The sequence below is a fragment of the Pseudomonas sp. TE6283 genome (genome assembly GCF_054060555.1).
Genome location: NZ_JBSSDH010000010.1, coordinates 1 through 22,327, shown reverse-complemented (window position 1 = coordinate 22,327; position 22,327 = coordinate 1). Strand labels below are relative to the sequence as shown.

Sequence of the window (22,327 nt, the reverse complement as noted above, 5' to 3'; positions counted from 1 at the left end):
TACCCGATTCGCCTCGCCCTCTACGTTATTGGAGCCTTATGCCACGCTGCTTTTGGTGTTCCGACGATCCGTTGTACCAGGCCTATCACGACCACGAGTGGGGAACGCCGCAGCACGACCCGGCGTTGCTCTTCGAGATGCTTTTGCTCGAAGGGTTCCAGGCGGGGTTGTCGTGGATCACGGTATTGAAGAAACGCGAACGCTATCGCCAGGTGCTGGATGGCTTCGACCCGGTGAAGCTGGCGCGCCTGAGCGATGAGCGCATCGAGGAGCTGATGCTGGACCCCGGCATCATCCGCAATCGTCTCAAGCTCAAGGCCGTGCGCCGCAACGCCCTGGCCTGGCTGGCTGTGGATAACCCGGCGCAGTGGCTGTGGTCGTTCGTCGGCGGCGCGCCGAAGATCAATCATTTCCAGGGCCGCGGCGACGTGCCGGCGGTCACCGACGAGGCCAAGGCCATGAGCAAGGCCCTGCAAAAGGCCGGTTTCACCTTTGTCGGGCCGACCATCTGCTACGCCTTCATGCAGGCCACCGGCATGGTCATGGACCACACCACCGACTGCGATCGCTACGCCGCGCTGGTGCGCTGACGGGGTACAATGCGCGCCTTGCTGAAATAAGGAATTCGCCTGTGGAAAAGTTCAAGGGCGCCCTGATGGTCGGGGTGCTGCGCCTGTTTGCCAAGCTGCCCTGGGGCGCTGTGCAGCGCGTAGGCGCCGGTATCGGCTGGCTGATGTGGAAAATCCCCAATGGCTCGCGCAATGTCGTGCGGATCAACCTGGCCAAGTGTTTCCCGGAGATGGACCCGGTCGAACGCGAGCAGCTGGTTGGCCGTGCGTTGAAGGACATCGGCAAGTCGTTCGTCGAGAGCGCCTGTGCCTGGATCTGGCCGCCGCAGCGCTCGCTGGAGCTGGTCAAGGAAGTGCACGGCCTGGAAGTGCTGGAACAGGCCCTGGCCTCGGGCAAGGGCGTGGTGGGCATCACCAGCCACCTGGGCAACTGGGAAGTGCTCAACCACTTCTATTGCAACCAGTGCAAACCGATCATCTTCTACCGCCCGCCGAAGCTGAAGGCTGTGGATGACCTGCTGCGTGAACAGCGGGTGCAGATGGGCAACCGCGTGGCGCCTTCGACCAAGGAAGGCATCCTCAGCGTGATCAAGGAAGTGCGCCGGGGTGGGCAGGTGGGGATTCCGGCCGATCCGGAGCCGGCCGAGTCGGCGGGTGTGTTCGTGCCGTTCCTGGGCACCCAGGCGCTGACCAGCAAGTTCGTGCCGAACATGCTGGCCGGCGGCAAGGCGGTCGGGGTGTTCCTGCATGCCCTGCGGCTGCCGGATGGCTCGGGCTTCAAGGTGTTCCTGGAGGCGGCGCCGGAAGAGATGTACAGCGAGGATGTGACCGTGTCGGCGGCGGCCATGAGCAAGGTGGTCGAGCGTTATGTGCGCGAGTACCCGAGCCAGTACATGTGGAGCATGAAGCGTTTCAAGAAGCGTCCGGCTGGGGAAACACGCTGGTATTGAGAATCTGAGGGCGCTTTGCGCCCCTTTCGCGACACAAGGCCGCTCCTACAGGGGATTGCGGTCGCCTGTAGGAGCGGCCTTGTGTCGCGATGGGCTGCAAAGCAGCCCCGGTAATCTCAAGCCTTGTTCAGCTTCTTGAGAAAAACCGTCATCTCTTTCTCGGCCTGCTTGTCGCCATGGGCCTGCGCCGCAACGATCCCCTCTTCCCAGGCCTTGCGCGCGCCGTCCAGATCCCCGCTCAACTGATACGCCTTCCCCAGCAGCTTCCACGCCGCCGAGTACTTCGGATCCTGCTTCACACAAGCCGACAGATGCACCGCCGCTTCAGCCCCATTGCCCTCGTCCAGCCAGGCCTTGCCCAGCCCGAATCTCAGCAGCGGGTTATCCACACCCTTGGCCAGCATCTTCTCCAGCGATTCGCGCATGTCCTTCCCTCCTAGAAGAAACTCAGGCCCACGTGGAACAGCTTCTCCACGTCCCGAATATGCTTTTTATCCACAACGAACAGGATCACATGGTCGCCCGACTCGATCACCGTGTCGTCGTGGGCGATCAGCACTTCCTCGTCGCGGATGATCGCGCCGATGGTGGTGCCCGGTGGCAACGAGATGTCCTCGATGGCCTTGCCCACCACCTTGCTCGATTTCGAATCGCCATGGGCCACCGCTTCGATGGCCTCGGCCGCGCCCCGGCGCAGCGAGTGCACGCTGACGATATCGCCGCGGCGCACGTGGGCCAGCAAGGTGCCGATGGTGGCCAGCTGCGGGCTGATGGCGATGTCGATCTCGCCGCCCTGCACCAGGTCGACGTAGGCCGGGTTGTTGATGATGGTCATCACCTTGCGCGAACCCAGGCGCTTGGCCAGCAGCGACGACATGATGTTGGCTTCGTCGTCGTTGGTCAGGGCCAGGAAGATGTCGGCGTCGGCGATGTTCTCTTCGAGCATCAGGTCGCGATCAGAAGCGCTGCCCTGCAGCACCACGGTGCTCTCCAGGGTATCGGAGAGGTAGCGGCAGCGCGCAGGGTTCATCTCGATGATCTTTACCTGGTAGCGGCTCTCGATGGCCTCGGCCAGGCGCTCGCCGATCTGTCCGCCGCCGGCGATGACCACGCGCTTGTTGGTTTCGTCGATGCGCCGCAACTCGCCCATCACTGCGCGGATATCCTTTTTTGCGGCAATGAAGAACACCTCGTCGTCGGCCTCGATCACCGTGTCGCCCTGAGGCGTGATCGGCCGGTCGCGGCGGAAGATCGCCGCCACGCGGGTATCGACGTTGGGCATGTGGGCACGGATCTGGCGCAGTTGCTGGCCCACCAGCGGGCCGCCGTAGTAGGCCTTGACCGCCACCAGCTGGGCCTTGCCTTCGGCGAAGTCGATCACCTGCAGCGAGCCGGGGTGTTCGATCAGGCGCTTGATGTAGTTGGTCACCACCTGTTCAGGGCTGATCAGCACGTCCACCGGGATATGGTCGTTGTCGAACAGCTCTTCGCGGGTCAGGTAGGCCGACTCGCGCACCCGGGCGATCTTGGTCGGGGTGTGGAACAGCGAATAGGCGACCTGGCAGGCGACCATGTTGGTCTCGTCGCTGTTGGTCACCGCCACCAGCATGTCGGCGTCGTCGGCTCCGGCCTGGCGCAGCACCGTCGGCAGCGAGCCGCGGCCCTGCACGGTGCGGATGTCCAGGCGGTCGCCCAGGTCGCGCAGACGGTCGCCATCGGTGTCGACCACGGTGATGTCGTTGGCTTCGCTGGCCAGATGCTCCGCCAGCGTGCCGCCGACCTGTCCTGCGCCGAGGATGATGATCTTCATCCACTACTCCCTAGGTTCTTGTTCTTACCCGCGCGAGGCGGCGATCTTGATCAGCTTGGCATAGTAGAAACCGTCGTGACCGCCTTGCTGGGCCAGCAACTGGCGGCCGTGGGGCTGGCGCAGGCCAGCCTCGGTGGCCAGGTCCAGCTCGCGGGCGCCGGGGGTGCGGGCGAGGAAGGCTTCGATCACTTCGGTGTTCTCGGTCGGCAGGCTCGAGCAGGTGGCGTAGAGCAGCATGCCGCCCACTTCCAGGGTCGGCCACAGGGCGTCGAGCAGCTCGCCTTGCAGCGTGGCCAGGGCTGGGATGTCCTCGGCCTGGCGAGTCAGCTTGATGTCGGGGTGGCGGCGGATCACGCCGGTGGCCGAGCAGGGCGCATCGAGCAGGATGCGCTGGAACGGCTTGCCGTCCCACCAGCTGGCGGTATCGCGGGCGTCGCAGGCGATCAGCTCGGCGTCGAGCTTGAGGCGGTCGAGGTTCTCGCGCACGCGGGCCAGGCGCTTGGCTTCCAGGTCGATGGCGACCATGTGGGACAGGCCAGGTTCGGCTTCCAGCAGGTGGCAGGTCTTGCCGCCCGGGGCGCAGCAGGCGTCGAGCACGCGTTGGCCGGGGGCCAGCTCGAGCAGGTCGGCGGACAGCTGCGCGGCTTCGTCCTGCACGCTCACCCAGCCGTCGGCGAAGCCCGGCAGGCCGCGCACGTCGCAGGCCTGGGCCAGGACGATGCCGTCGCGGCTGTACTGGCAGGCGCTGGCCTGGATGCCGGCCTCGGCCAGCAGTGCCAGGTAGGCATCGCGGCTGTGATGGCGGCGGTTGATCCGCAGGATCATCGGCGGGTGGGCGTTGTTGGCGGCGCAGATGGCTTCCCACTGCTCCGGCCAGAAGGCTTTCAGCGACTTCTGCAGCCAGCGTGGGTGGGCGGTGCGCACTACCGGGTCGCGCTCCATGCCGGCGAGCAGCTCTTCGCCTTCACGCTGGGCGCGGCGCAGCACGGCATTGAGCAGGCCCTTGGCCCACGGCTTCTTGAGCTTGTCGGCGCAGCCAACGGTCTCGCCGATGGCGGCGTGGGCCGGGATGCGCGTGTAGAACAACTGGTACAGGCCGACCAGCAGCAGTGCCTGCACATCGGCGTCGGCGGCCTTGAACGGCTTCTGCAGCAGTTGCGCGGCCAGCAGGTCCAGGCGCGGCTGCCAGCGGGCGGTGCCGAAGGCCAGGTCTTGGGTCAGGCCGCGGTCGCGCTCCTCGACCTTGTCCAGTTGCGCCGGCAGCGAGCTGTTCAGCGAGGCCTTGCCGCTAAGCACGGCGGCAAGGGCGCGGGCGGCAGCCAGGCGTGGATTCATTGGCCGAGCACCTTGCCACCGGCGAATTTCTCGCGGCGACTGTTGAACAGGTCGCTGAAGGCCAGGGCCTTGCCGCCGGGCAGTTGCAGGCGGGTCAGGCTCAGCGCACCGTCACCGCAGGCGACGACCAGGCCGTCCTTGCTGGCGGAGAGGATTTCGCCGGGGGCGCCCTTGCCTGTGGACAAGTTGGCGGCCAGTACCTTCACGCTTTCGCCGTCGAGGGTGCTGTGGCACACCGGCCAGGGATTGAAGGCGCGGATAAGGCGCTCCAGCTCCACGGCCGGGCGGCTCCAGTCGATGCGGGCCTCATCCTTGTTCAGCTTGTGGGCATAGGTGGCCAGGGCATCGTCCTGGACTTCACCTTGCAGCGAACCGTCGGCCAGGCCGGCGATTGCCTGAACCACGGCGCCCGGGCCCATGATGGCGAGGCGGTCGTGCAGGGTGCCGCCGGTGTCCTCGGCGCTGATCGGGGTAACCACCTTGAGCAGCATCGGACCGGTATCCAGGCTCGCTTCCATGCGCATCACGGTCACACCGCTCTCGGCGTCGCCGGCTTCCACGGCGCGCTGGATCGGCGCCGCACCGCGCCAGCGTGGCAGCAGCGATGCGTGGCTGTTGATGCAGCCCAGACGCGGGATATCCAGCACCACCTGCGGCAGGATCAGGCCGTAGGCGACCACGACCATCAGGTCCGGCTTGAGCGCGGCGAGTTCGGCTTGCGCCTCGGCGTTGCGCAGGGTCTGCGGCTGGTACACCGGGATGTCGTGGGCCACGGCCAGCGCCTTGACTGCGCTCGGCATGAGCTTCTGGCCACGGCCGGCCGGGCGGTCGGGCTGGGTGTAGACAGCCACGATCTCGTACGGGCTGTCGAGCAGGGCCTTGAGGTGTTCGGCGGCAAACTCTGGAGTGCCTGCGAAGACGATGCGCATGGAGTTCTCGCTTCTTCAAAAAGAAAAAGGCTTGCCGGAGCAAGCCTTCTGGAAGGTGGGGATCAGGCTTGCTGGCGGTGCTGCTTTTCCAGCTTCTTCTTGATCCGATCGCGTTTGAGCTGGGACAGGTAGTCGACGAACAGCTTGCCGTTGAGGTGATCGAACTCGTGCTGCACACACACGGCCAGCAGGCCTTCGCATTCCAGTTCGTAGGGCTTGCCGTCGCGGTCCTGGGCCTTTACCCGCACGCGCAGCGGGCGATCGACGTTCTCGTAGAAGCCGGGCACCGACAGGCAGCCTTCCTGGTACTGGCCCATGTCGTGGGTCAGCTCCTCGACCGTGGGGTTGATGAAAACGCGCGGCTCGCTACGGTCTTCGCTCAGGTCCATCACCACGACCTGCTTGTGCACGTTGACCTGGGTCGCGGCCAGGCCGATGCCGGGCGCCTCGTACATGGTCTCGAACATGTCGTCGATCAGCTGGCTCAAGGCGTCGTCGAACTCCGTCACCGGTTTGGCGATGGTGCGCAGGCGCGGATCGGGGAATTCGAGAATGTTCAAAATAGCCATGGCGGTCAGGCAGTCACTGTGCGGTCGGTTGAAAACTGAGCACACATAATAAAGGGAAATGGGGCGTTCGGCACCTGTGAAGCTTGGCTAGGGTCTCTATGGGCTTGATAGCTGCCATTTCATGGACAGCTTTTCAAAGTGTTACTCACAAAGTTATCCACAGGTTGTGCCACGTATCTGGCCCCCTGTCGATCAAGGATGATCCACCATGAATCCATCCCGTTCGTCGCCTTGTCCGCCTGCGGAACTGGAGGCGCGGCTGCGTCTTCATAGCCTTCCGGAGATTGGCTTGCGTCGTTTCCATACCCTCATCGAAGCGTTCGGCAGTGCCTCGTCGGCACTCAGCGCGCCGGCCAGTGCCTGGCAGGCGTTGGGACTGAAGGTTGCCAGTATAGACGCCCGGCGCAGCCCGCAAGTGCGCGATGGCGCATTGGCTGCAATGCGCTGGATAGAGCGTCCGGGCCAGCATTTACTGATGTGGGACGGGCCTGGCTACCCAGCGCTGCTGGCCGAGATAGACGATCCGCCGCCGCTGCTGTTCGTTGCTGGCGACCCCGCTTTGCTCGAACAGCCGCAACTGGCGATCGTGGGTAGCAGACGTGCTTCACCTCCGGCGCTGGATACCGCAGGCGCGTTTTCCCGATGCCTTACCCAGGCCGGTTTCACCATCACCAGCGGGCTGGCGCTGGGCGTCGACGGTGCCGCTCATCGGGCCGCTTTGAAGGCCGGCGGGCACACCATCGGGGTGCTCGGCACGGGGTTGCAAAAACTTTATCCACAGCGCCACCGTGACCTGGCACGGGCAATGCTCGACAGCGGCAGCGCGCTGGTTTCCGAGTATCCGCTGGACGCCGGGCCACTGGCCGGCAACTTCCCACGGCGCAACCGGATCATCAGCGGCTTGTCGCTGGGTGTGCTGGTGGTCGAGGCCAGCCTGGCCAGTGGCTCGTTGATCACCGCACGGCTTGCCGCCGAACAGGGGCGGGAGGTGTACGCGATTCCTGGGTCCATTCATCACCCCGGCGCCAAGGGCTGCCACCAGCTGATCCGCGATGGCGCCCTGCTGGTGGAAAGCGTGGAGCAGATCCTCGACAGCCTGCGCGGTTGGCAGAACCTGCCGCCTGCGGTTGTGGATAAACCTGGCCATCCATTGATCGGCCTGCTCCACGCGGCACCCCAGACCACCGAGGGCCTGGCCCGCAGCAGCGGCCTGCCACTGGCCCAGGTACTGGCCAGCCTGACCGAACTGGAGCTCGAAGGCCGGGTGAGCAATGAAGCGGGGCGTTGGTTTGCCCGTGCGGGCTAAGTACACTGCGCGCACGGCGTTTATGCGGAGAGACGGAAAATGGTGAGCAGTTGGCGTGTGCAACAAGCCGCGCGTGAGGTGAAGGCGGGTGCGGTGATCGCCTATCCGACGGAAGCGGTCTGGGGCCTGGGCTGCGACCCGTGGAACGAGGACGCGGTGTATCGCCTGCTGGCGCTCAAGTCGCGGCCTGTGGATAAAGGGCTGATACTGGTCGCCGACAACATTCGCCAGTTCGACTTTCTGTTCGAGGATTTCCCCCAGGATTGGATCGACCGCATGGGCGCTACCTGGCCGGGGCCGAATACCTGGCTGGTGCCACACCAGGACCTGCTGCCCGAGTGGGTGACCGGCCAGCACGACACCGTGGCGTTGCGAGTCAGCGATCATCCACAGGTGCGCGAGCTGTGCGCGCTGGTGGGGCCGCTGATTTCCACCTCTTGCAACCCGGCTGGGCGCCCGGCGGCCAAGAGCCGGTTGCGGGTGGAGCAGTATTTCCACAAGCAGCTGGACATGGTGCTGGGTGGGGCGTTGGGTGGGCGGAAGAACCCGAGCCTGATTCGCGACCTGGCGACCGGCGAGGTTGTGCGCCCGGGCTGATACCGCTGGCGAGGGCTGCGCCCTCGTTTCGCGGCACAAGGCCGCTCCTACAGGGGATCGCGATTGCCTGTAGGAGCGGCCTTGTGCCGCGAAAGGGCCGCAAAGCGGCCCCAGTAATCCAATTGGGAAACGTCCTACTACCCCCGTCCTAAGCCACAACCTTCACTACAGGAACCCCTGCCTCTAGCTTGCTCGCCGTGCGTCACAAATCGGCGGGAGCATCTGGAACAATGCCGCTATTCGAAAATGCCGAGTACCTGATAAGGGCGAATCTGCAGCAGCTAGCGTCCAACCATCGGGTCAGGGCGGTGGAAATAGGCAGATTTACCGCAGTTCAGTTCGAGGCGATCAACAGGCAGAAAGCTGGGCAGGATTTACCCCAGCTTGAGGATCCGGGCATCGTCTTCATTGGCAGTCATGCCTACAGAAGCCGGGTGATACGCGACGGATACACCATTGATGACATGGTTCTGCAAATCAAGGCAGCGCTGGCAGCGACATCGGTCTGGAAGAGTGCCACGCACATGACTACTCTTCGCAGCACGATTGGCCGAAATGATGGCTATGGCAATGAAATCTATGATGAGGCGATTTTTGAACTGACGGCCCGCAAGCCCAAGGCGGAGCTCTATTCCATCGTGCCAAAAGGGGATAGAAACAAGCCCAAAAAATAATGGCCGCTTAAGCGGCCAAAGGGTAAGGATGCGCTCGCCCGGATAACTTGAAACTCAACCGGCGCACCAGCACAACCTCAGGGAGAAAGGCTACGCCTCAGAGCCGGCATGGTCAAGCGAGGCCCTACCCCTCGCGTGTCACTCCCACAGGGATTCTCTGCACCCTCAGGACTTTCTGATTTTTCCTCCCAAGGCTGCCCATCTCGCATTCAGAGAAATATCCTACGCAGTCTGTCGACTGCCATTACCTTCTCATTGGGAACGCCTGCCTCTAGGCTCCAAACCGTCGCCGAATAACTTGGCGATCGGGTGTGGTAACCCGGTAACAGGAAGGTATCAGAGTCGTCTATGGCGGCTGTGCGCGGGAGGCTTTCGAGTCTGCCGGGTCTGGTACCTCCCCGGTTTACCACCCCGTGTACAGCTGCCACCCATTCGTGTGGTAACGGACGAGGTGTCAGCCCTACTCTGGTAGAGGTTGCCATGAACAAGAAGATTGTCCCCGATCCACCACTTCCTAACACCACAACCCACCCCTTCGGCCGCTGCGACGCCGGCCACCCACCGCTCTTCACCGTAAACCCCAACATCGAAGCCCACGACGCCCTTGTACACGTAGCGCTCTACCTGCGCTGCGCCTACGACACCGGCATCAAGGCCCTCGACCACCTGCGCGACGAGGGGCGTGGCATGTACTGGTCGAGCCTGCATTCACTGGAAATGGCGGAGGGGTTGGTGGAGGCGATGCTCGATGGCATCGAGTCAGCACCTGTGATCAAGAGGCCCGCTGGCTGAGCTGACGCATTCGCGGGTTTACCCGCGAAGGGCCGCAAAGCGGCCCCAGGGTCTCAAGGCAGAAGCACAGTCGAGCCGACAGTCCGCCGCGCCGACAACTCCGCCTGCGCCTTGGCCGCTTCGCTCAACGGATACCGCTGCTGGATATCCACAACCAGCTTGCCACTGGCGATCATCGCGAACAGGTCGTCAGCCATGGCCTGGGTGTTCTCGGCATTGTTGGCGTAGCTCCCCAGCGTCGGCCGGGTGACATACAACGATCCCTTCTGCGACAGGATCCCCAAGTTGACCCCGGTTACCGCACCGGAGGCATTGCCGAAGCTCACCATCAACCCCCGCGGCCGCAGACAATCCAGCGAGGTCAGCCAGGTATCCGCCCCCACACCGTCATACACCACCGCGCACTTCTGACCGTCTGTCAGCTCCGCCACGCGCTTGGCCACGTCTTCATGGCTGTAGTCGATGGTCGCCCAGGCGCCGAGGGCCTTGGCCCGTTCGGCTTTCTCAGCAGAGCTGACGGTGCCGATCAGCTTCGCGCCCAGCGCCTTGGCCCACTGGCAAGCCAGCGACCCCACGCCACCGGCGGCGGCATGGAACAGCACGAAGTCCCCCGGCTGCACGGCATAGGTCTGCTTGAGCAAATACTGCGTGGTCAGCCCCTTGAGCATCACCGCCGCCGCCTGTTCGAAGCTGATCGCCTCCGGCAGCTTCACCAGGTTGGCCTCCGGCAGCGTATGCACCTCGCTGTAGGCCCCCAGCGGCCCACCGGCATAGGCCACGCGGTCGCCGACCTTGATCCGGCTGATGCCCTCGCCCACCGCCTCGACCACGCCGGCCGCTTCGGTGCCCAGCCCGGAAGGCAGCGCAGGCGGTGCATACAGCCCGCTGCGGAAATAGGTGTCGATGAAATTCAAGCCGATCGCATGGTTGCGCACCCGCACCTGCTGCGGGCCGGGCGGTGCCGGGTCGAACTCCACCAGTTGCAGGACTTCCGGGCCGCCATGCTGGCTGAACTGGATACGCTTGGCCATCACACACTCCTGTCGTCGAGGGTCGCAAAGGCCTTCTATCGGACGCCTTTGCTTGACCGCCGTCAACTGCGACGCGGCGTCGGCCGGTGGTATGCTACGCGGCGAATTTTCCCGCTCCTTCCAGGTGACCCGATGACCAGCCGCACCGAGGCCGTAAAAGCCTACCTGCTCGACCTGCAAGACCGCATCTGCTCTGCCCTCGAAACCGAAGACGGCGGCGCCCGCTTCGTCGAGGATGCCTGGGTGCGCGATGCCGGCGGCGGCGGTCGCACACGGGTGATCGGCGAGGGCAAGGTGATCGAGAAAGGCGGGGTGAACTTCTCCCACGTGTTCGGTGCCGGCCTGCCGCCGTCGGCCAGTGCCCACCGTCCGGAGCTGGCGGGCCGTGGTTTCGAGGCCCTGGGCGTGTCGCTGGTGATCCACCCGCACAATCCGCATGTGCCGACTTCCCACGCCAACGTGCGCTTTTTCATCGCCGAGAAGGAAGGTGAAGAGGCGGTATGGTGGTTCGGCGGCGGCTTCGACCTGACCCCGTACTACGGCTTTGATGAAGATTGCGTGCACTGGCACCGCGTCGCCGAGCAGGCCTGTGCGCCATTCGGCGCCAACGTCTACCCGCGCTACAAGGCGTGGTGCGACCGCTACTTCCACCTCAAGCACCGCGGCGAGCCACGCGGCATTGGCGGCCTGTTCTTCGACGACCTGAACGAGTGGGACTTCGACACCTGCTTCGCCTTCATGCGCGCCATCGGCGACGCCTACGTCGATGCCTACCTGCCGATCATCCAGCGCCGCAAAGACACGCCGTACACTGCCAAGCAGCGTGAATTCCAGGAATACCGCCGTGGCCGCTACGTCGAGTTCAACCTGGTCTACGACCGTGGCACGCTGTTCGGCTTGCAGTCGGGCGGTCGCACCGAGTCGATCCTGATGTCGCTGCCGCCGCAGGTACGCTGGGGCTACGATTGGAAAGCGGAGCCTGGCAGCGAGGAAGCGCGCCTGACCGACTATTTCCTGCAGGACCGCGACTGGCTCGCCCAGTAAACCTGTGGATAACCGAGGAGCTCCCATGGACCAGTACGTCGTATTCGGCAACCCCATCGGCCACAGCAAGTCGCCGCTGATCCACCGCCTGTTCGCTGACCAGACCGGCCAGGACCTGGAGTACGCCACCCTGCTGGCGCCGTTGGACGAGTTCAGCGACTGCGCCACAGGCTTCTTCAAGCAAGGCAGCGGCGCCAACGTCACCGTGCCATTCAAGGAAGAGGCCTATCGCCTGTGCGACAGCCTCACCCCGCGTGCGCAACGTGCTGGCGCGGTAAATACCCTGACCAGGCTGGCCGACGGTAGCTTGCAAGGCGACAACACGGACGGCGCCGGGTTGGTACGTGACCTGACGGTGAATGCCGGGGTGACGCTGGCAGGCAAGCGCATCCTTATCCTTGGCGCTGGCGGTGCTGTTCGGGGTGTGCTGGAGCCGATCCTGGCGCACAACCCGCAATCGCTGGTGATTGCCAACCGTACCGTCGAGAAAGCCGAACAACTGGCGCGGGAGTTCGATGAGCTGGGGCCTGTGGTGGCCAGTGGGTTCAGCTGGTTGCAGGAGCCGGTGGACGTGATCATCAACGCCACTTCGGCGAGTCTGTCCGGCGAACTGCCGCCGATTGCCGACAGCCTGGTCGAGGCGGGGCGTACCGTTTGCTACGACATGATGTATGGCAAGGAGCCGACGCCGTTCTGCCAGTGGGCCAGCAAGCTGGGGGCGGCCAAGGTGCTGGATGGGCTGGGGATGCTGGCCGAGCAGGCGGCCGAGGCGTTCTTCATCTGGCGAGGGGTTCGGCCGGAGACTGGGCCGGTCTTGGATGAACTGCGCCGACAACTCGCTCGGGCTTGAGATTGCCGGGGCTGCAAAGCAGCCCCAGGATCTAAAAGGTCAATCCTCGAACCGGATCGGACACTGCTCCACTCCCTCCAGCCTCTGTAGCTCCTCGATCACCTGCGGCCGCGCCCGCTGCAGCGTCAGGCTTCCGCCAACTCTCATTAACCGCCGCGCTTCGCGGTGCAACATATCCACACCCGAATAATCGATGAAGTTCACCTGCCGCGCATCGATCACCACATGCGGCCCCTGGCAACGCTGCAAACGCACCTGCAGGTAATGCGCCGCGCCGAAGAAAATCGATCCCCCTACCCGCAGCACATCCGCCTCTCCCTCCCGGCTCTGCTGCACCCGCGGTCGCGAGGTGCGTTTGAGGTAGAAGAACAGCGACGCCAGCACCCCGGCGTAGATCGCCGTCTGCAGCTCGAGCAGCAGGGTCGCGGCGGCGGTCAGCGCCATTACTAGGAACTCCGAACGGCTGACCCGGAACAGCGCGCGGATGCCGCGATGGTCCACCAGCCCCCAGCAAATCAGCAAGATGCTGCCCGCCATCGCCGGGATCGGCAGATGGGCGATCAGCCCGGCCCCCGCCACCGCGAACAGCGCCACCCACAGCGCCGAGAACACTCCGGCCAACGGCGAGCGGGCCCCTGCGTCGTAGCTGAGCCCGGAACGGGTAAAGGAGGCGGAGGACAGGTAGCCGGAGAACAATGCCCCGATGATGTTCGACAAGCCCTGGGCGCGGATCTCCTGGTTGGCGTCGATCAGTTGCTCGGAACGTGCGGACAGGGAACGGGCGATGGACAGGCTGGTGACCAGGCCGAGCATACCGACAGCCACGGCACTGGGCAGCAGGCGCAGGATCAGCTCCACATCGAGTAACGGCAGTGGGCTGAGCGGTGGCAACTGGCCGACGAAGGCGGGCACACGCGGCACATGGCCGAACACGCCGGGCAACAGCCAGGCCGCCAGGCTGACCAGCAGCAGACTTATCAACAGGCTCGGCCAGCGTGGCCGCCACAGTTTCAACACCACGCCAATCGCCAGGGTGCTCAGCCCCAGAACCAGCGATGGCATGTCCATCTCGCCAATATGACCGGCCAATTCCTGCACGGTCTTCAGAGCCGTGGCCTGGCTTGGCAGGTCCAGGCCCAGCAGGTTGGGCAGTTGCCCCAGCGCGATGACGACGGCGGCACCGAGGGTGAAGCCCAGCACCACCGAATGGGAGACGAAGTTGACCAGCGCGCCGAAGCGCAGCAGCCCGAGCAAGAGCTGGAAGACGCCGCCGAGGAAGGTCAGCAGCAGCACCAGGGTCACGTAGTCGGCGCTGCCGGCCACGGCCAGTGGGCTGATGCTGGCGTAGAGAACGATGGAGATGGCGGCGGTGGGGCCGCAGATCAGGTGCCAGGACGAGCCCCACAGGCAGGCCACCAGTACCGGAACGATGGCGGCGTACAGGCCGTATTCGGCGGGCAGGCCGGCGATCAGGGCGTAGGCTATGGATTGCGGCAGGGCAAGGATGGCGCCGCTCAGGCCTACCAGCAGGTCCTGGCGCAGGCTGCGGCCCGATTGGCGGGGGAGCCAGGTGAGGAAGGGCAGCAGGTGGTGGAGACGAGGCATGCGTCATTCCTGTTCAGTATCGCTGGCGAGGGCCTTGCCCTCGTTTCGCGACACAAGGCCGCCCCCACAGAAGAGCGCGAATCCCTGTGGGAGAGGCCTTGCGTCGCGAAAGGGCCGCAAAGCGGCCCCGGCAGCCTAACAGACAAAAATCAGAGTTTGGCTTTGACCGTTTCTGCTGCATCCCCGCCAGCTTTGGTGGTCACCCCTGCAAGCCAGGCATCCAGCACCTGTGGATGAGCCTTCACCCACCCCCTGGCAGCTTCATCAAAGCTCACCTTCTTGTCCACAACCTCGGCCATGATGCTGTTCTCCATGTCCAGCGTGAACGTCAGGTTGCCCAGCAGCTTCGCCGCATTCGGGCACGCCTGTGGATATCCCTTGCGAGTCAGCGTGTACACATCGCCTTTGCTGCCAAACCATTTTTCGCCACCCGTGAGGTAATGCATCTTCAACTTCACGTTCATTGGGTGCGGTGTCCAGCCGAGGAAGGTGATGAACTGCTGCTTCTTCACCGCCCGATCCACCTGGGCCAGCATCGCCTGTTCGCTGGATTCGACCAGCTTCCAGTGCCCAAGCGCGAAGTCGTTCTTGTCGATGATCGCCTTCAGCGACAGGTTGGCCGGTGCGCCGGAGCCGATGCCGTAGAGCTTCTTGTCGAACCTGTCGGCGTACTTGTGCAGGTCGGCGAAGTCCTTCACGCCGGCCTCCCACACATAATCGGGCACCGCCAGGGTGAACTCGGTGCCCTCCAGGTTGCGCGCCAGCTGCTGCACGTCGCCATTGGCGATGAACTTGTCATGGAAACCTTGCTGCGCCGGCATCCAGTTGCCGAGGAAGGCATCCACCCGGCCATCCTTCAGGCCGCCGTAGATGATCGGCACGGCCAGGCTATCGATCTTCACCTGGTAACCCAGGCTTTCCAGGAGCAGGCGGGCGACGGCGTTGGTGCTGGCGATATCGCTCCAGCCGGGGTCTGCCAGTTTCACGGTGCTGCATTGCGCGTCGCCGTCGGCGGCGTGGGCCGTGCCCAGGCTCAGGGCCAGGGCGAGCACGGCGGTGGAGAACTTCTGCATGGCGGCCTCTCTTCTCAATCCAGGGGTGCGGGCTGTGGATAACGTGCCTTGCGCTCGAGGTCGTCGAGATCGATGTGGTTGCGCATGTACTGTTGGCTGGCGTCCACCAGCGGTTGGTGGTCCCAGCTTTTCAGCGTGCCGATGGCCAGCGCCTCGGCCACCAGACGGCGGCGGCGTTGGCTGGCCAGCACCTGCTGGCGCAGGCTGGGGATATCCCAGCGCAGCTTCGCTTCATCGACAAATGCCTGCAGCAGCGCCTGGTGGTCGGGGCTGCCGGTGAGGTTCTCCCGCTCGTGCGGGTCGCGGCTCAGGTCGTAGAGTAAACAGGGGTCGTCCTCGCTGTACACGAACTTGTACGCGCCGCGGCGGATCATCATCAGCGGGCCGACCGTGCCTTCGGCCATGTATTCGCCGATCACCTCGTCATGCCCGCCCTGCCCTTGCAGGTGGCCGAGCAGCGAGCGGCCGTCCAGGTGCAGGCTTTTATCCACAGCGCCGCCGGCCAGTTCGACAAGCGTCGGCAGCAGGTCGCAGGTGGAAACGCTGGCGCTGATGCGCGCAGGTTTGAAGTGCTTGGGCGCGTGGATCAGCAGCGGTACTCGCGCCGACATCTCGAACCAGTGCATCTTGTACCAAAGCCCCCGCTCGCCAAGCATGTCGCCGTGGTCGCCGGAGAAGACGATCAGGGTGTCGTCGGCCAGGCCGCAGTCTTTCAGCGTCTGCACAAGCAGGCCGATATTGTCGTCGATATAGCTGCAGGCGCCGAAATAGGCGCGGCGGGCATCGCGGATCTTGTCCACGGGCAGCGGCTTGTCCCACAGGTCATAGACCTTGAGCAGGCGTTGCGAGTGCAGGTCTTGCAGGCTCTGGGCGATCACGTCGCGGGGTAGCGGGATATCCACAGCCTCGTAGAGATCCCAGTAGCGTTTGGGGATGGTGTACGGATCGTGCGGGTGGGTCATCGACACGGTCAGGCAGAAGGGCCGGCCATCGTCTTCTCGCACGTGGTCATAGAGGTACTGGCGTGCCTTGAACACCACCTCCTCGTCGAAATCCAGCTGGTTGGTGCGCACGCACGGTCCGGCCTGCAGCACCGAGGACATGTTGTGGTACCAGCTCGGGCGCTCGTCAGGCGCGTCCCAGTTCACCGCCCAGCCATAGTCGGCCGGGTAGATGTCGCTGGTCAGGCGCTCTTCGTAGCCATGCAACTGGTCCGGGCCGCAGAAATGCATCTTGCCCGACAGTGCGGTGCGGTAGCCGATGCGGCGCAGGTAGTGGGCGTAGGTCGGAATGTCGGCGGGAAAGTCGGCGGCGTTGTCGTAGGCGCCGATGCGGCTGGGCAACTGGCCGCTGACCAGGGTGAAGCGCGAGGGCGCACACAGCGGGCTGTTGCAGTAGGCGGAGTCGAACACCACGGCCTGCTCGGCGAGGCGCGCCAGGTTGGGCATCTTGATCGGCGACGGGCTGTAGATCGGCAACAGCGGCGCGGCCATCTGGTCGGCCATGATGAACAGGATATTGGGTTGCTTCATGGTGCCCTTCCATCGTCGAGAGTTATGGTGAACGCTTGCAATCCAGCATGGGGCTGTGGATAAGGTGGGTAAAGCCCACGTCGGGCAATGACTGGGATTAGTCACGCTTATGTTTGAACATCTTGCCGACCTGTCTCTGGACGCATTGCGCGTGTTCGAGTCCGCCGCGCGCTTGCGTAGCTTCACGGCTGCGGCCGTGGAGCTGGGCACCACCCAGCCGGCGGTCAGCCAGCAGATGAAGCGCCTGGAGGCGCAGTTGGGCACGCGGTTGTTCGACCGGATCTACCGGGGCATCGAGTTGACCGAGGCGGGGTTGCTATTGTTCGAACAGGTGCACCAGGGCTTGCAGGCGATGGACGATGGCGCTGCCCAAGCCAGTGGGCGCGGCCAGCGCGAGGTGCTGCAGGTGGCTACGGACTTCGCCTTTGCGGCGTTCTGGCTGATGCCGCGCTTGCAGCGTTTCCACGACGCTTATCCACAGGTGGACGTGAGCCTGGTGACCGGCGAGCGCAGCCAGGGGATGTTGCGCCCGGATATCGATGTGGCGGTGCTGTTTGGTGATGGGCGTTTCCATCAGGGCGAGAGTCGCTGGTTGTTCGACGAGGAGGTCTTCCCGGTCTGCAGCCCACGGCTGACTCATGGCAAACCCTTGTCAGCCGAGGCTTTGCAACGATTGCCGTTGTTGCACCTGAAGGGCGAGCAGGCCAGTCGCTGGTTCGATTGGGCCGGGGTTTTCCGTGGTCTTGGTGTGGACAGCCCTCCTCCGTCCGGTCAACTGCGGTTCGACAACTACACCCTGCTGATTCAGGCGGCGATTGCTGGCCAGGGCGTGGCGATCGGCTGGGCGCATCTGGTGGACGGGCTGGTCGGGCAGGGGCTGCTGTGCCGGCCGCTGGATGGCAGCTTGCGCTCGAAGCGGGGGTATTACGTGGTGCTGCCGCCACGCAAGCGGCGTGGGGCGTTGATCGAGCGGTTTGTGGATTGGCTGGAGCAGGAGCGCCTGTAATGAGATGGCGTAGACTTCAAGCTGTTCGCATTACTGCAATCAGGAGCCATCGTGCAAAGGATCAAGGGCTATCACGCCCACGTGTACTACGACGCATCGACCATGGAACAGGCCCGTGAGCTGTGCGAGGAAGCAACGCGGCTGTTTCCCGTGACCATGGGCCGCATGCACCAGAAACCGGTCGGGCCGCACCCTGACTGGAGCTGTCAGCTGGCCTTCGGGCCGGAGGTGGTGGGTGTGGTGTTGCCGTGGCTGGCGCTGTATCGCAAGGGGCTGGTGGTGTTTTTACATCCGGAAACCGGCGATGAACTGGCGGATCACCGCGATCATGCGATCTGGATGGGGGCGATCAGGCCGTTGGATCTGTCGATATTTGGTGCTTGATGCAACGTGGGAGCGGGCTTTGCCCGCGATGGCTTCACTGCCGCCATCGCGGGGCAAGCCCGCTACCACAACATCAATTGCGGGCGGCGCGCACGCCTTCGGCCAGCGCCGAGCACAGGCTCAGCACATCGTTCACTGCCTGACCGGCATCCTTGGCCTGGGCGATCTTGTCGACCAGCGCCGAACCGACCACCACGCCATCGGCCAGGCGGGCAATGGCAGCAGCCTGCTCCGGCGTGCGGATGCCGAAACCGACGCTGATCGGCAGATCGGTATGCCGACGCAGGCGGGCAATGGCCTCGGTCACATGCTCGGTGGTTGCCGAACCCGCACCGGTCACACCTGCCACCGACACGTAGTAGACGAACCCGGAGCTGCGCTCCAGCACGCGCGGCAGGCGCGCATCGTCGGTGGTCGGGGTGGTCAGGCGGATGAAGTCGATGCCTGCGGCCTGGGCCGGGGTGGCCAGTTCGGCGTCGTGTTCCGGTGGCAGGTCGACGATGATCAGGCCATCGACGCCCGCTTCTTTTGCCTCGGCGACGAACTGCTCCACGCCGAAGCGGTGGATCGGGTTGTAGTAACCCATCAGCACGATGGGCGTGGTCTGGTTATCCAGACGGAATTCGCGAACCATCTGCAGGGTCTTGGCCAGGGTCTGGCCGGCTTCCAGGGCGCGCAGGGTGGCGAGCTGGATGGCCACGCCGTCGGCCATCGGGTCGGTGAACGGCATGCCCAGTTCGATCACATCGGCGCCAGCGGCCGGCAGGCCCTTGAGGATCTCCAGCGAGGCGTCGTAGCCCGGGTCGCCAGCGGTGACGAAGGTGACCAGGGCGGAACGGCCTTCGGCCTTCAGTTCGGCGAAGCGTTGTTCGAGACGGCTCATGCCTGTTTCTCCTGGGCGGCCATGTGGTTCATCACGGTTTGCATGTCCTTGTCGCCGCGACCGGACAGGCAGATCACCATCAGGTGGTCCTTGGGCAGCTTCGGCGCGCGCTTGATCGCCTCGGCCAGGGCGTGGGAGCTTTCCAGCGCCGGGATGATGCCCTCCAGGCGGCAGGTGGCGTGGAAGGCGTCGAGGGCCTCGTCGTCGGTGATGCTGACGTACTCCACGCGCTTCACTTCGTGCAGGTAGGCGTGCTCCGGGCCGATGCCGGGGTAGTCCAGGCCTGCGGAGATCGAGTGGGCGTCGGTGATCTGGCCGTCGTCGTCCTGCAGCAGGTAGGTGCGGTTGCCGTGCAGCACACCCGGCACGCCGCCGTTGAGGCTGGCCGCGTGCTTGTCGGTGTGCACGCCGTGGCCGCCGGCTTCGACGCCGATGATCTGCACGCTGGCGTCATCGAGGAAGTCGTGGAACAGGCCCATGGCGTTGGAGCCGCCGCCGACGCAGGCGATCAGGCTGTCGGGCAGGCGCCCTTCCTTCTCCTGCAGCTGGGCGCGGGTTTCCTTGCCGATGATCGACTGGAAGTCGCGGACCATCGCCGGGTACGGGTGCGGGCCTGCCACGGTGCCGATCAGGTAGAAGGTGTCCTCGACGTTGGTGACCCAGTCGCGCAGGGCCTCGTTCATGGCGTCCTTCAGGGTGCCGGTGCCGGCGGTCACCGGGACGATCTCGGCACCCAGCAGCTTCATGCGGAACACGTTGGCCTGCTGGCGCTCGATGTCGGTGGCGCCCATGTAGATCACGCAGGGCAGGCCGAAGCGCGCGGCGACGGTGGCGGTGGCCACGCCGTGCATGCCGGCGCCGGTCTCGGCGATCAGGCGCTTCTTGCCCATGCGCTTGGCCAGCAGCACCTGGCCGATGCAGTTGTTCACCTTGTGCGCGCCGGTGTGGTTGAGCTCTTCACGCTTGAAGAAGATCTTCGCGCCGCCGCAATGCTCGGTCAGGCGCTCGGCGAAGTACAGCGGGTTGGGGCGGCCGATGTAGTCGCGCTGGAAGTAGGCCAGTTCTTCGAGGAACTTGGGGTCGGCCTTGGCTGCTTCGTATTCGCGGGCCAGGTCAAGCACCAAGGGCATCAGGGTTTCGGCCACGTAGCGGCCGCCGAACGAGCCGAACAGGCCGTTGGCATCGGGGCCGGCGCGGTATTGGGTCTGGGTCATGGGGCGCTCCAGGGCGTAATGGATGAGTGATGGGCTTTACTCTAACCACGACGCGGCCGGCTGAAAACCGATAAGATTGCGCAAACCTGTCAGGAAAACTCACAAGTCAAATGACCCAGGACCTTCCCCCCCTCAACGCCCTGCGGGCTTTCGAGGCAACCGCGCGGCTGAACAGTGTCAGCCAGGCTGCCGAGGCGCTGCATGTGACCCACGGCGCTGTCAGCCGGCAGATCAAGGTGCTCGAGGAGCATCTGGGCGTGGCTCTGTTCGCCAAGGATGGGCGTGGCGTCAAACTCACAGATGCCGGGGTGCGCCTGCGTGATGCCAGCTTCGAGGCCTTCGACCGGCTGCGCGGTGTATGCGCCGAGCTTTCCCGCGATGCCGACGAAGCACCCTTCGTGCTCGGCTGTTCTGGCAGCCTGCTGGCGCGCTGGTTCATTCCGCGGCTGGGGCGCCTGAAGGCCGACCTGCCGGAGTTGCGCCTGCACCTGTCCGCCGGTGAAGGCGATCTCGATCCGCGCCGCCCGGGGCTGGATGCGTTGCTGGTCTATGCCGAGCCGCCATGGCCGGCGGACATGCAGGTGCATGTGCTCGCCGAAGAGTGGATCGGTCCGGTGATGAGTCCGCACTTCGAAGGATTCGATCGTTTGAAAGCCGCGCCAGCCGTGGCGTTGCAACGAGAGTCCGTGCTCCACACGACTTCGCGGCCACAGGCCTGGCCGACCTGGGCGCAGCAGCATGGCATCGAGCCTGGCGCTTTGAGTCACGGCCAGGCATTCGAGCATTTGTATTACCTGCTGGAAGCGGCGGTGGCCGGCCTTGGCGTGGCCATCGCGCCACAGCCGCTGGTGGCGGATGACCTGAAGGCCGGGCGGTTGGCTGCGCCATGGGGCTTCTCACCGACCCGCGCCGCGTTGGCCCTGTGGGTGCCCCGGCGCGCCGCGGACGGGCGCGCCGAGCAGCTGGCGCAATGGTTGCGCCGGGAGCTGCAGCAGCAGGTCGGCTAGTTATTACGCCGGCACATCAGGTAGGCGGCCAGCAGGCCGAGGGCGCCAACTGCCACACCCGCAGTGGTCCAGGGATGTTCCTGGGCATAGTCGCGGGTGGCGACGCCGGTCTGGCGGGTGCGGGTCTTCACTTCCTCGTAGGCATCGCTGAGCAGGCTGCGCGAATGCTTGAGGGCGTTCTCGGCATTGCCGCGCAGCGCCTTCATGGTCTTGTGGGACTCCTCCGAGGCATCGTGCTTGAGGTGTTCCAGTGTCTTGAGCAGGCTTTCGATCTCGGCTTCCATGCTTTCCAGGGAGGTTTGGCGCAGGGAATTGCGTGGCATGTTGACTCTCCTTTGCGGTATGGGCTGTTAGGAGTGCGACTGCGCGGCGCTGGGAAAGTGCAGTCGAACTTTCTCCTGCGCCGATCGCTCGCAGGTAAACCGGGCCTGCGCTGCTAGGCTCAACGGACTACCCAACCAAGGAGAGCACTCATGTCGGATCATCACACCTACAAGAAGATCGAGCTGGTCGGATCCTCCCCCACCAGCATCGAAGAAGCGATCAACAATGCCCTGGCCGAGGCCGGCAAGAGCATCAAGCACCTGGAATGGTTCGAGGTGGTCGATACCCGCGGGCATATCCGCGACAACAAGGCCGCGCACTTCCAGGTGACGCTGAAGGTGGGCTTCCGCATCGCCAACAGCTGAAACGAAGCCGGGCTAGGCTTGCCCGGCCTGATCGGGTAATAAGGTTGCAGGGCGCGAGCTTCGCGCCCTTTTCGTCTTGGATCTGTACAAGGAAAGCGATCGATGAAGAAGTTGATTCTGGCCGTGGGGCTGATGGCGTTGGCCGGTGGTGCGCTGGCGGCGGGCAAGCCGTGCGAGGAGCTCAAGGCGGAGATTGCGGCGAAGCTGGATGCCAAGGGGGTGAAGGGTTACAAGCTTACGATCGCCCCCAAGGGTGATCCTGCCGACAAGGTGGTGGGTACCTGCGAGGCTGGGACCAAGGTAATTGCCTATAGCCGTGACTGATTGTGGCTCCATCGCGGGGCAAGCTCGCTCCCACAGAGCGTACCCTGTAGGAGTGGGCTTGTTCTGGTCAAGTTTTTCCGGACACCGATTACGGTGATCAAGCCGCCTGCTGCTCCATGGCTATTGGCGACAGGTAGTTGTTGTAGCTGTGGAG

25 protein-coding genes are annotated in these 22,327 nt (G+C 64.5%); 13 read left to right on the top strand and 12 right to left on the bottom strand.

Annotated features, from left to right (window positions below; genetic code table 11):
• The first annotated feature begins 38 nt into the window (after positions 1–38).
• Together ACVWZ5_RS14990 and ACVWZ5_RS14985 are read left to right on the top strand one after the other, a co-directional pair.
• The gene (locus ACVWZ5_RS14990) at positions 39–590 is read left to right on the top strand and encodes a DNA-3-methyladenine glycosylase I (RefSeq protein ID WP_028690044.1); all 552 of its coding nucleotides are present in this window, start codon (positions 39–41) and stop codon (positions 588–590) included.
• Between the two features lie 41 nt (positions 591–631).
• Positions 632–1,519: a lysophospholipid acyltransferase gene (locus ACVWZ5_RS14985; protein WP_084940932.1), complete on the top strand. Its 888-nt coding sequence runs from the start codon at positions 632–634 to the stop codon at positions 1,517–1,519.
• Positions 1,520–1,635: 116 nt separating this feature from the next.
• On the opposite strand, the gene ACVWZ5_RS14980 is transcribed toward ACVWZ5_RS14985, so the two are convergent.
• The 5 genes from ACVWZ5_RS14980 to def all read right to left on the bottom strand — a co-directional run bounded on the left by ACVWZ5_RS14980 (position 1,636) and on the right by def (position 6,162).
• On the bottom strand, positions 1,636–1,944 hold the full coding sequence (locus ACVWZ5_RS14980; RefSeq protein WP_062572335.1) for a tetratricopeptide repeat protein: 309 nt from the start codon (positions 1,942–1,944) through the stop codon (positions 1,636–1,638).
• An 11-nt stretch (positions 1,945–1,955) separates the two neighbouring features.
• Positions 1,956–3,329, bottom strand: a complete 1,374-nt coding sequence (gene trkA / locus ACVWZ5_RS14975) for a Trk system potassium transporter TrkA (RefSeq protein ID WP_028690047.1) — start codon at positions 3,327–3,329, stop codon at positions 1,956–1,958.
• Positions 3,330–3,353: 24 nt separating this feature from the next.
• Positions 3,354–4,664 (bottom strand): 16S rRNA (cytosine(967)-C(5))-methyltransferase RsmB, encoded by a 1,311-nt coding sequence (gene rsmB, locus ACVWZ5_RS14970; protein WP_096049044.1) that lies wholly within the window; start codon positions 4,662–4,664, stop codon positions 3,354–3,356.
• Entirely contained in the window at positions 4,661–5,593 is a 933-nt protein-coding gene (fmt, locus tag ACVWZ5_RS14965; protein WP_457340710.1) for a methionyl-tRNA formyltransferase, read from the bottom strand. Before fmt ends, rsmB begins: the two co-directional genes overlap by 4 nt.
• A 62-nt stretch (positions 5,594–5,655) precedes the next feature.
• Positions 5,656–6,162 (bottom strand): peptide deformylase, encoded by a 507-nt coding sequence (gene def, locus ACVWZ5_RS14960; RefSeq protein WP_028690050.1) that lies wholly within the window; start codon positions 6,160–6,162, stop codon positions 5,656–5,658.
• A 208-nt stretch (positions 6,163–6,370) separates the two neighbouring features.
• Between def and dprA the strand changes: the two genes are divergently transcribed.
• The 4 genes from dprA to ACVWZ5_RS14940 all read left to right on the top strand — a co-directional run bounded on the left by dprA (position 6,371) and on the right by ACVWZ5_RS14940 (position 9,531).
• Positions 6,371–7,468: a DNA-processing protein DprA gene (dprA, locus tag ACVWZ5_RS14955; protein WP_457340709.1), complete on the top strand. Its 1,098-nt coding sequence runs from the start codon at positions 6,371–6,373 to the stop codon at positions 7,466–7,468.
• Positions 7,469–7,507: 39 nt separating this feature from the next.
• Positions 7,508–8,065: an L-threonylcarbamoyladenylate synthase gene (locus ACVWZ5_RS14950; RefSeq protein ID WP_062572339.1), complete on the top strand. Its 558-nt coding sequence runs from the start codon at positions 7,508–7,510 to the stop codon at positions 8,063–8,065.
• 197 nt (positions 8,066–8,262) lie between these two features.
• Entirely contained in the window at positions 8,263–8,739 is a 477-nt protein-coding gene (locus ACVWZ5_RS14945) for a hypothetical protein (RefSeq protein WP_253249213.1), read from the top strand.
• Positions 8,740–9,219: 480 nt separating this feature from the next.
• Positions 9,220–9,531, top strand: coding sequence for a hypothetical protein (locus ACVWZ5_RS14940; RefSeq protein WP_084940940.1), 312 nt, complete (start codon positions 9,220–9,222; stop codon positions 9,529–9,531).
• Positions 9,532–9,584: 53 nt separating this feature from the next.
• Here the strand turns inward: ACVWZ5_RS14940 and ACVWZ5_RS14935 are convergent, their stop codons facing one another.
• A complete protein-coding gene (locus ACVWZ5_RS14935; RefSeq protein WP_062572342.1) occupies positions 9,585–10,562 on the bottom strand; it encodes an NADPH:quinone reductase in 978 nt (325 codons plus the stop codon).
• Positions 10,563–10,694: 132 nt separating this feature from the next.
• On the opposite strand from ACVWZ5_RS14935, the gene hemF reads away from it, so the two are divergent.
• Together hemF and aroE are read left to right on the top strand one after the other, a co-directional pair.
• Entirely contained in the window at positions 10,695–11,606 is a 912-nt protein-coding gene (gene hemF, locus ACVWZ5_RS14930; RefSeq protein ID WP_062572343.1) for an oxygen-dependent coproporphyrinogen oxidase, read from the top strand.
• 25 nt (positions 11,607–11,631) lie between these two features.
• Positions 11,632–12,456 carry a shikimate dehydrogenase gene (aroE, locus tag ACVWZ5_RS14925; RefSeq protein ID WP_062572344.1) on the top strand — a complete coding sequence of 275 codons (825 nt, stop codon included), beginning with the start codon at positions 11,632–11,634 and terminating at the stop codon, positions 12,454–12,456.
• A gap of 39 nt (positions 12,457–12,495) precedes the next feature.
• Here aroE and ACVWZ5_RS14920 read toward each other — a convergent pair whose 3' ends face one another.
• The 3 genes from ACVWZ5_RS14920 to betC form a co-directional block, all read right to left on the bottom strand.
• Positions 12,496–14,061 carry a SulP family inorganic anion transporter gene (locus ACVWZ5_RS14920; protein WP_457340708.1) on the bottom strand — a complete coding sequence of 522 codons (1,566 nt, stop codon included), beginning with the start codon at positions 14,059–14,061 and terminating at the stop codon, positions 12,496–12,498.
• Between the two features lie 149 nt (positions 14,062–14,210).
• Entirely contained in the window at positions 14,211–15,134 is a 924-nt protein-coding gene (gene choX, locus ACVWZ5_RS14915) for a choline ABC transporter substrate-binding protein (RefSeq protein ID WP_062572346.1), read from the bottom strand.
• Positions 15,135–15,148: 14 nt separating this feature from the next.
• On the bottom strand, positions 15,149–16,666 hold the full coding sequence (betC, locus tag ACVWZ5_RS14910) for a choline-sulfatase (protein ID WP_457340707.1): 1,518 nt from the start codon (positions 16,664–16,666) through the stop codon (positions 15,149–15,151).
• Positions 16,667–16,775: 109 nt separating this feature from the next.
• Here betC and ACVWZ5_RS14905 point away from each other — a divergent pair, with 109 nt between their 5' ends.
• Both ACVWZ5_RS14905 and ACVWZ5_RS14900 read left to right on the top strand, forming a co-directional pair.
• Positions 16,776–17,672: a choline sulfate utilization transcriptional regulator gene (locus tag ACVWZ5_RS14905; protein WP_062572348.1), complete on the top strand. Its 897-nt coding sequence runs from the start codon at positions 16,776–16,778 to the stop codon at positions 17,670–17,672.
• A 51-nt stretch (positions 17,673–17,723) separates the two neighbouring features.
• On the top strand, positions 17,724–18,056 hold the full coding sequence (locus tag ACVWZ5_RS14900) for a DOPA 4,5-dioxygenase family protein (RefSeq protein WP_028688720.1): 333 nt from the start codon (positions 17,724–17,726) through the stop codon (positions 18,054–18,056).
• 73 nt (positions 18,057–18,129) lie between these two features.
• Here the strand turns inward: ACVWZ5_RS14900 and trpA are convergent, their stop codons facing one another.
• Together trpA and trpB are read right to left on the bottom strand one after the other, a co-directional pair.
• Positions 18,130–18,939, bottom strand: coding sequence for a tryptophan synthase subunit alpha (gene trpA, locus ACVWZ5_RS14895; RefSeq protein WP_457340706.1), 810 nt, complete (start codon positions 18,937–18,939; stop codon positions 18,130–18,132).
• On the bottom strand, positions 18,936–20,153 hold the full coding sequence (gene trpB / locus ACVWZ5_RS14890) for a tryptophan synthase subunit beta (protein WP_011531493.1): 1,218 nt from the start codon (positions 20,151–20,153) through the stop codon (positions 18,936–18,938). The genes trpA and trpB overlap by 4 nt, the downstream gene beginning before the upstream one ends.
• Positions 20,154–20,263: 110 nt before the next feature.
• Between trpB and ACVWZ5_RS14885 the strand changes: the two genes are divergently transcribed.
• Positions 20,264–21,160 carry a LysR family transcriptional regulator gene (locus ACVWZ5_RS14885; RefSeq protein ID WP_062572349.1) on the top strand — a complete coding sequence of 299 codons (897 nt, stop codon included), beginning with the start codon at positions 20,264–20,266 and terminating at the stop codon, positions 21,158–21,160.
• On the opposite strand, the gene ACVWZ5_RS14880 is transcribed toward ACVWZ5_RS14885, so the two are convergent.
• Entirely contained in the window at positions 21,157–21,483 is a 327-nt protein-coding gene (locus ACVWZ5_RS14880) for a DUF883 family protein (protein ID WP_028688716.1), read from the bottom strand. The genes ACVWZ5_RS14885 and ACVWZ5_RS14880 overlap by 4 nt on opposite strands.
• 150 nt (positions 21,484–21,633) lie before the next feature.
• Here ACVWZ5_RS14880 and ACVWZ5_RS14875 point away from each other — a divergent pair, with 150 nt between their 5' ends.
• Both ACVWZ5_RS14875 and ACVWZ5_RS14870 read left to right on the top strand, forming a co-directional pair.
• A complete protein-coding gene (locus ACVWZ5_RS14875; protein WP_011531496.1) occupies positions 21,634–21,849 on the top strand; it encodes a dodecin in 216 nt (71 codons plus the stop codon).
• A gap of 102 nt (positions 21,850–21,951) precedes the next feature.
• Positions 21,952–22,173: a DUF1161 domain-containing protein gene (locus ACVWZ5_RS14870; protein WP_028688715.1), complete on the top strand. Its 222-nt coding sequence runs from the start codon at positions 21,952–21,954 to the stop codon at positions 22,171–22,173.
• The last annotated feature ends 154 nt before the right edge of the window (positions 22,174–22,327 follow it).

Coding starts and splice junctions, on each gene's coding strand:
- ACVWZ5_RS14990 (WP_028690044.1), top strand. CDS start 39: ATGCCACGCTGCTTTTGGTGTTCCGACGATCCGTTGTACCAGGCCTAT.
- ACVWZ5_RS14980 (WP_062572335.1), bottom strand. CDS start 1,944: ATGCGCGAATCGCTGGAGAAGATGCTGGCCAAGGGTGTGGATAACCCG.
- trkA (WP_028690047.1), bottom strand. CDS start 3,329: ATGAAGATCATCATCCTCGGCGCAGGACAGGTCGGCGGCACGCTGGCG.
- rsmB (WP_096049044.1), bottom strand. CDS start 4,664: ATGAATCCACGCCTGGCTGCCGCCCGCGCCCTTGCCGCCGTGCTTAGC.
- fmt (WP_457340710.1), bottom strand. CDS start 5,593: ATGCGCATCGTCTTCGCAGGCACTCCAGAGTTTGCCGCCGAACACCTC.
- def (WP_028690050.1), bottom strand. CDS start 6,162: ATGGCTATTTTGAACATTCTCGAATTCCCCGATCCGCGCCTGCGCACC.
- dprA (WP_457340709.1), top strand. CDS start 6,371: ATGAATCCATCCCGTTCGTCGCCTTGTCCGCCTGCGGAACTGGAGGCG.
- ACVWZ5_RS14950 (WP_062572339.1), top strand. CDS start 7,508: ATGGTGAGCAGTTGGCGTGTGCAACAAGCCGCGCGTGAGGTGAAGGCG.
- ACVWZ5_RS14940 (WP_084940940.1), top strand. CDS start 9,220: ATGAACAAGAAGATTGTCCCCGATCCACCACTTCCTAACACCACAACC.
- ACVWZ5_RS14935 (WP_062572342.1), bottom strand. CDS start 10,562: ATGGCCAAGCGTATCCAGTTCAGCCAGCATGGCGGCCCGGAAGTCCTG.
- hemF (WP_062572343.1), top strand. CDS start 10,695: ATGACCAGCCGCACCGAGGCCGTAAAAGCCTACCTGCTCGACCTGCAA.
- aroE (WP_062572344.1), top strand. CDS start 11,632: ATGGACCAGTACGTCGTATTCGGCAACCCCATCGGCCACAGCAAGTCG.
- ACVWZ5_RS14920 (WP_457340708.1), bottom strand. CDS start 14,061: ATGCCTCGTCTCCACCACCTGCTGCCCTTCCTCACCTGGCTCCCCCGC.
- choX (WP_062572346.1), bottom strand. CDS start 15,134: ATGCAGAAGTTCTCCACCGCCGTGCTCGCCCTGGCCCTGAGCCTGGGC.
- betC (WP_457340707.1), bottom strand. CDS start 16,666: ATGAAGCAACCCAATATCCTGTTCATCATGGCCGACCAGATGGCCGCG.
- ACVWZ5_RS14905 (WP_062572348.1), top strand. CDS start 16,776: ATGTTTGAACATCTTGCCGACCTGTCTCTGGACGCATTGCGCGTGTTC.
- trpA (WP_457340706.1), bottom strand. CDS start 18,939: ATGAGCCGTCTCGAACAACGCTTCGCCGAACTGAAGGCCGAAGGCCGT.
- trpB (WP_011531493.1), bottom strand. CDS start 20,153: ATGACCCAGACCCAATACCGCGCCGGCCCCGATGCCAACGGCCTGTTC.
- ACVWZ5_RS14885 (WP_062572349.1), top strand. CDS start 20,264: ATGACCCAGGACCTTCCCCCCCTCAACGCCCTGCGGGCTTTCGAGGCA.
- ACVWZ5_RS14880 (WP_028688716.1), bottom strand. CDS start 21,483: ATGCCACGCAATTCCCTGCGCCAAACCTCCCTGGAAAGCATGGAAGCC.
- ACVWZ5_RS14875 (WP_011531496.1), top strand. CDS start 21,634: ATGTCGGATCATCACACCTACAAGAAGATCGAGCTGGTCGGATCCTCC.
- ACVWZ5_RS14870 (WP_028688715.1), top strand. CDS start 21,952: ATGAAGAAGTTGATTCTGGCCGTGGGGCTGATGGCGTTGGCCGGTGGT.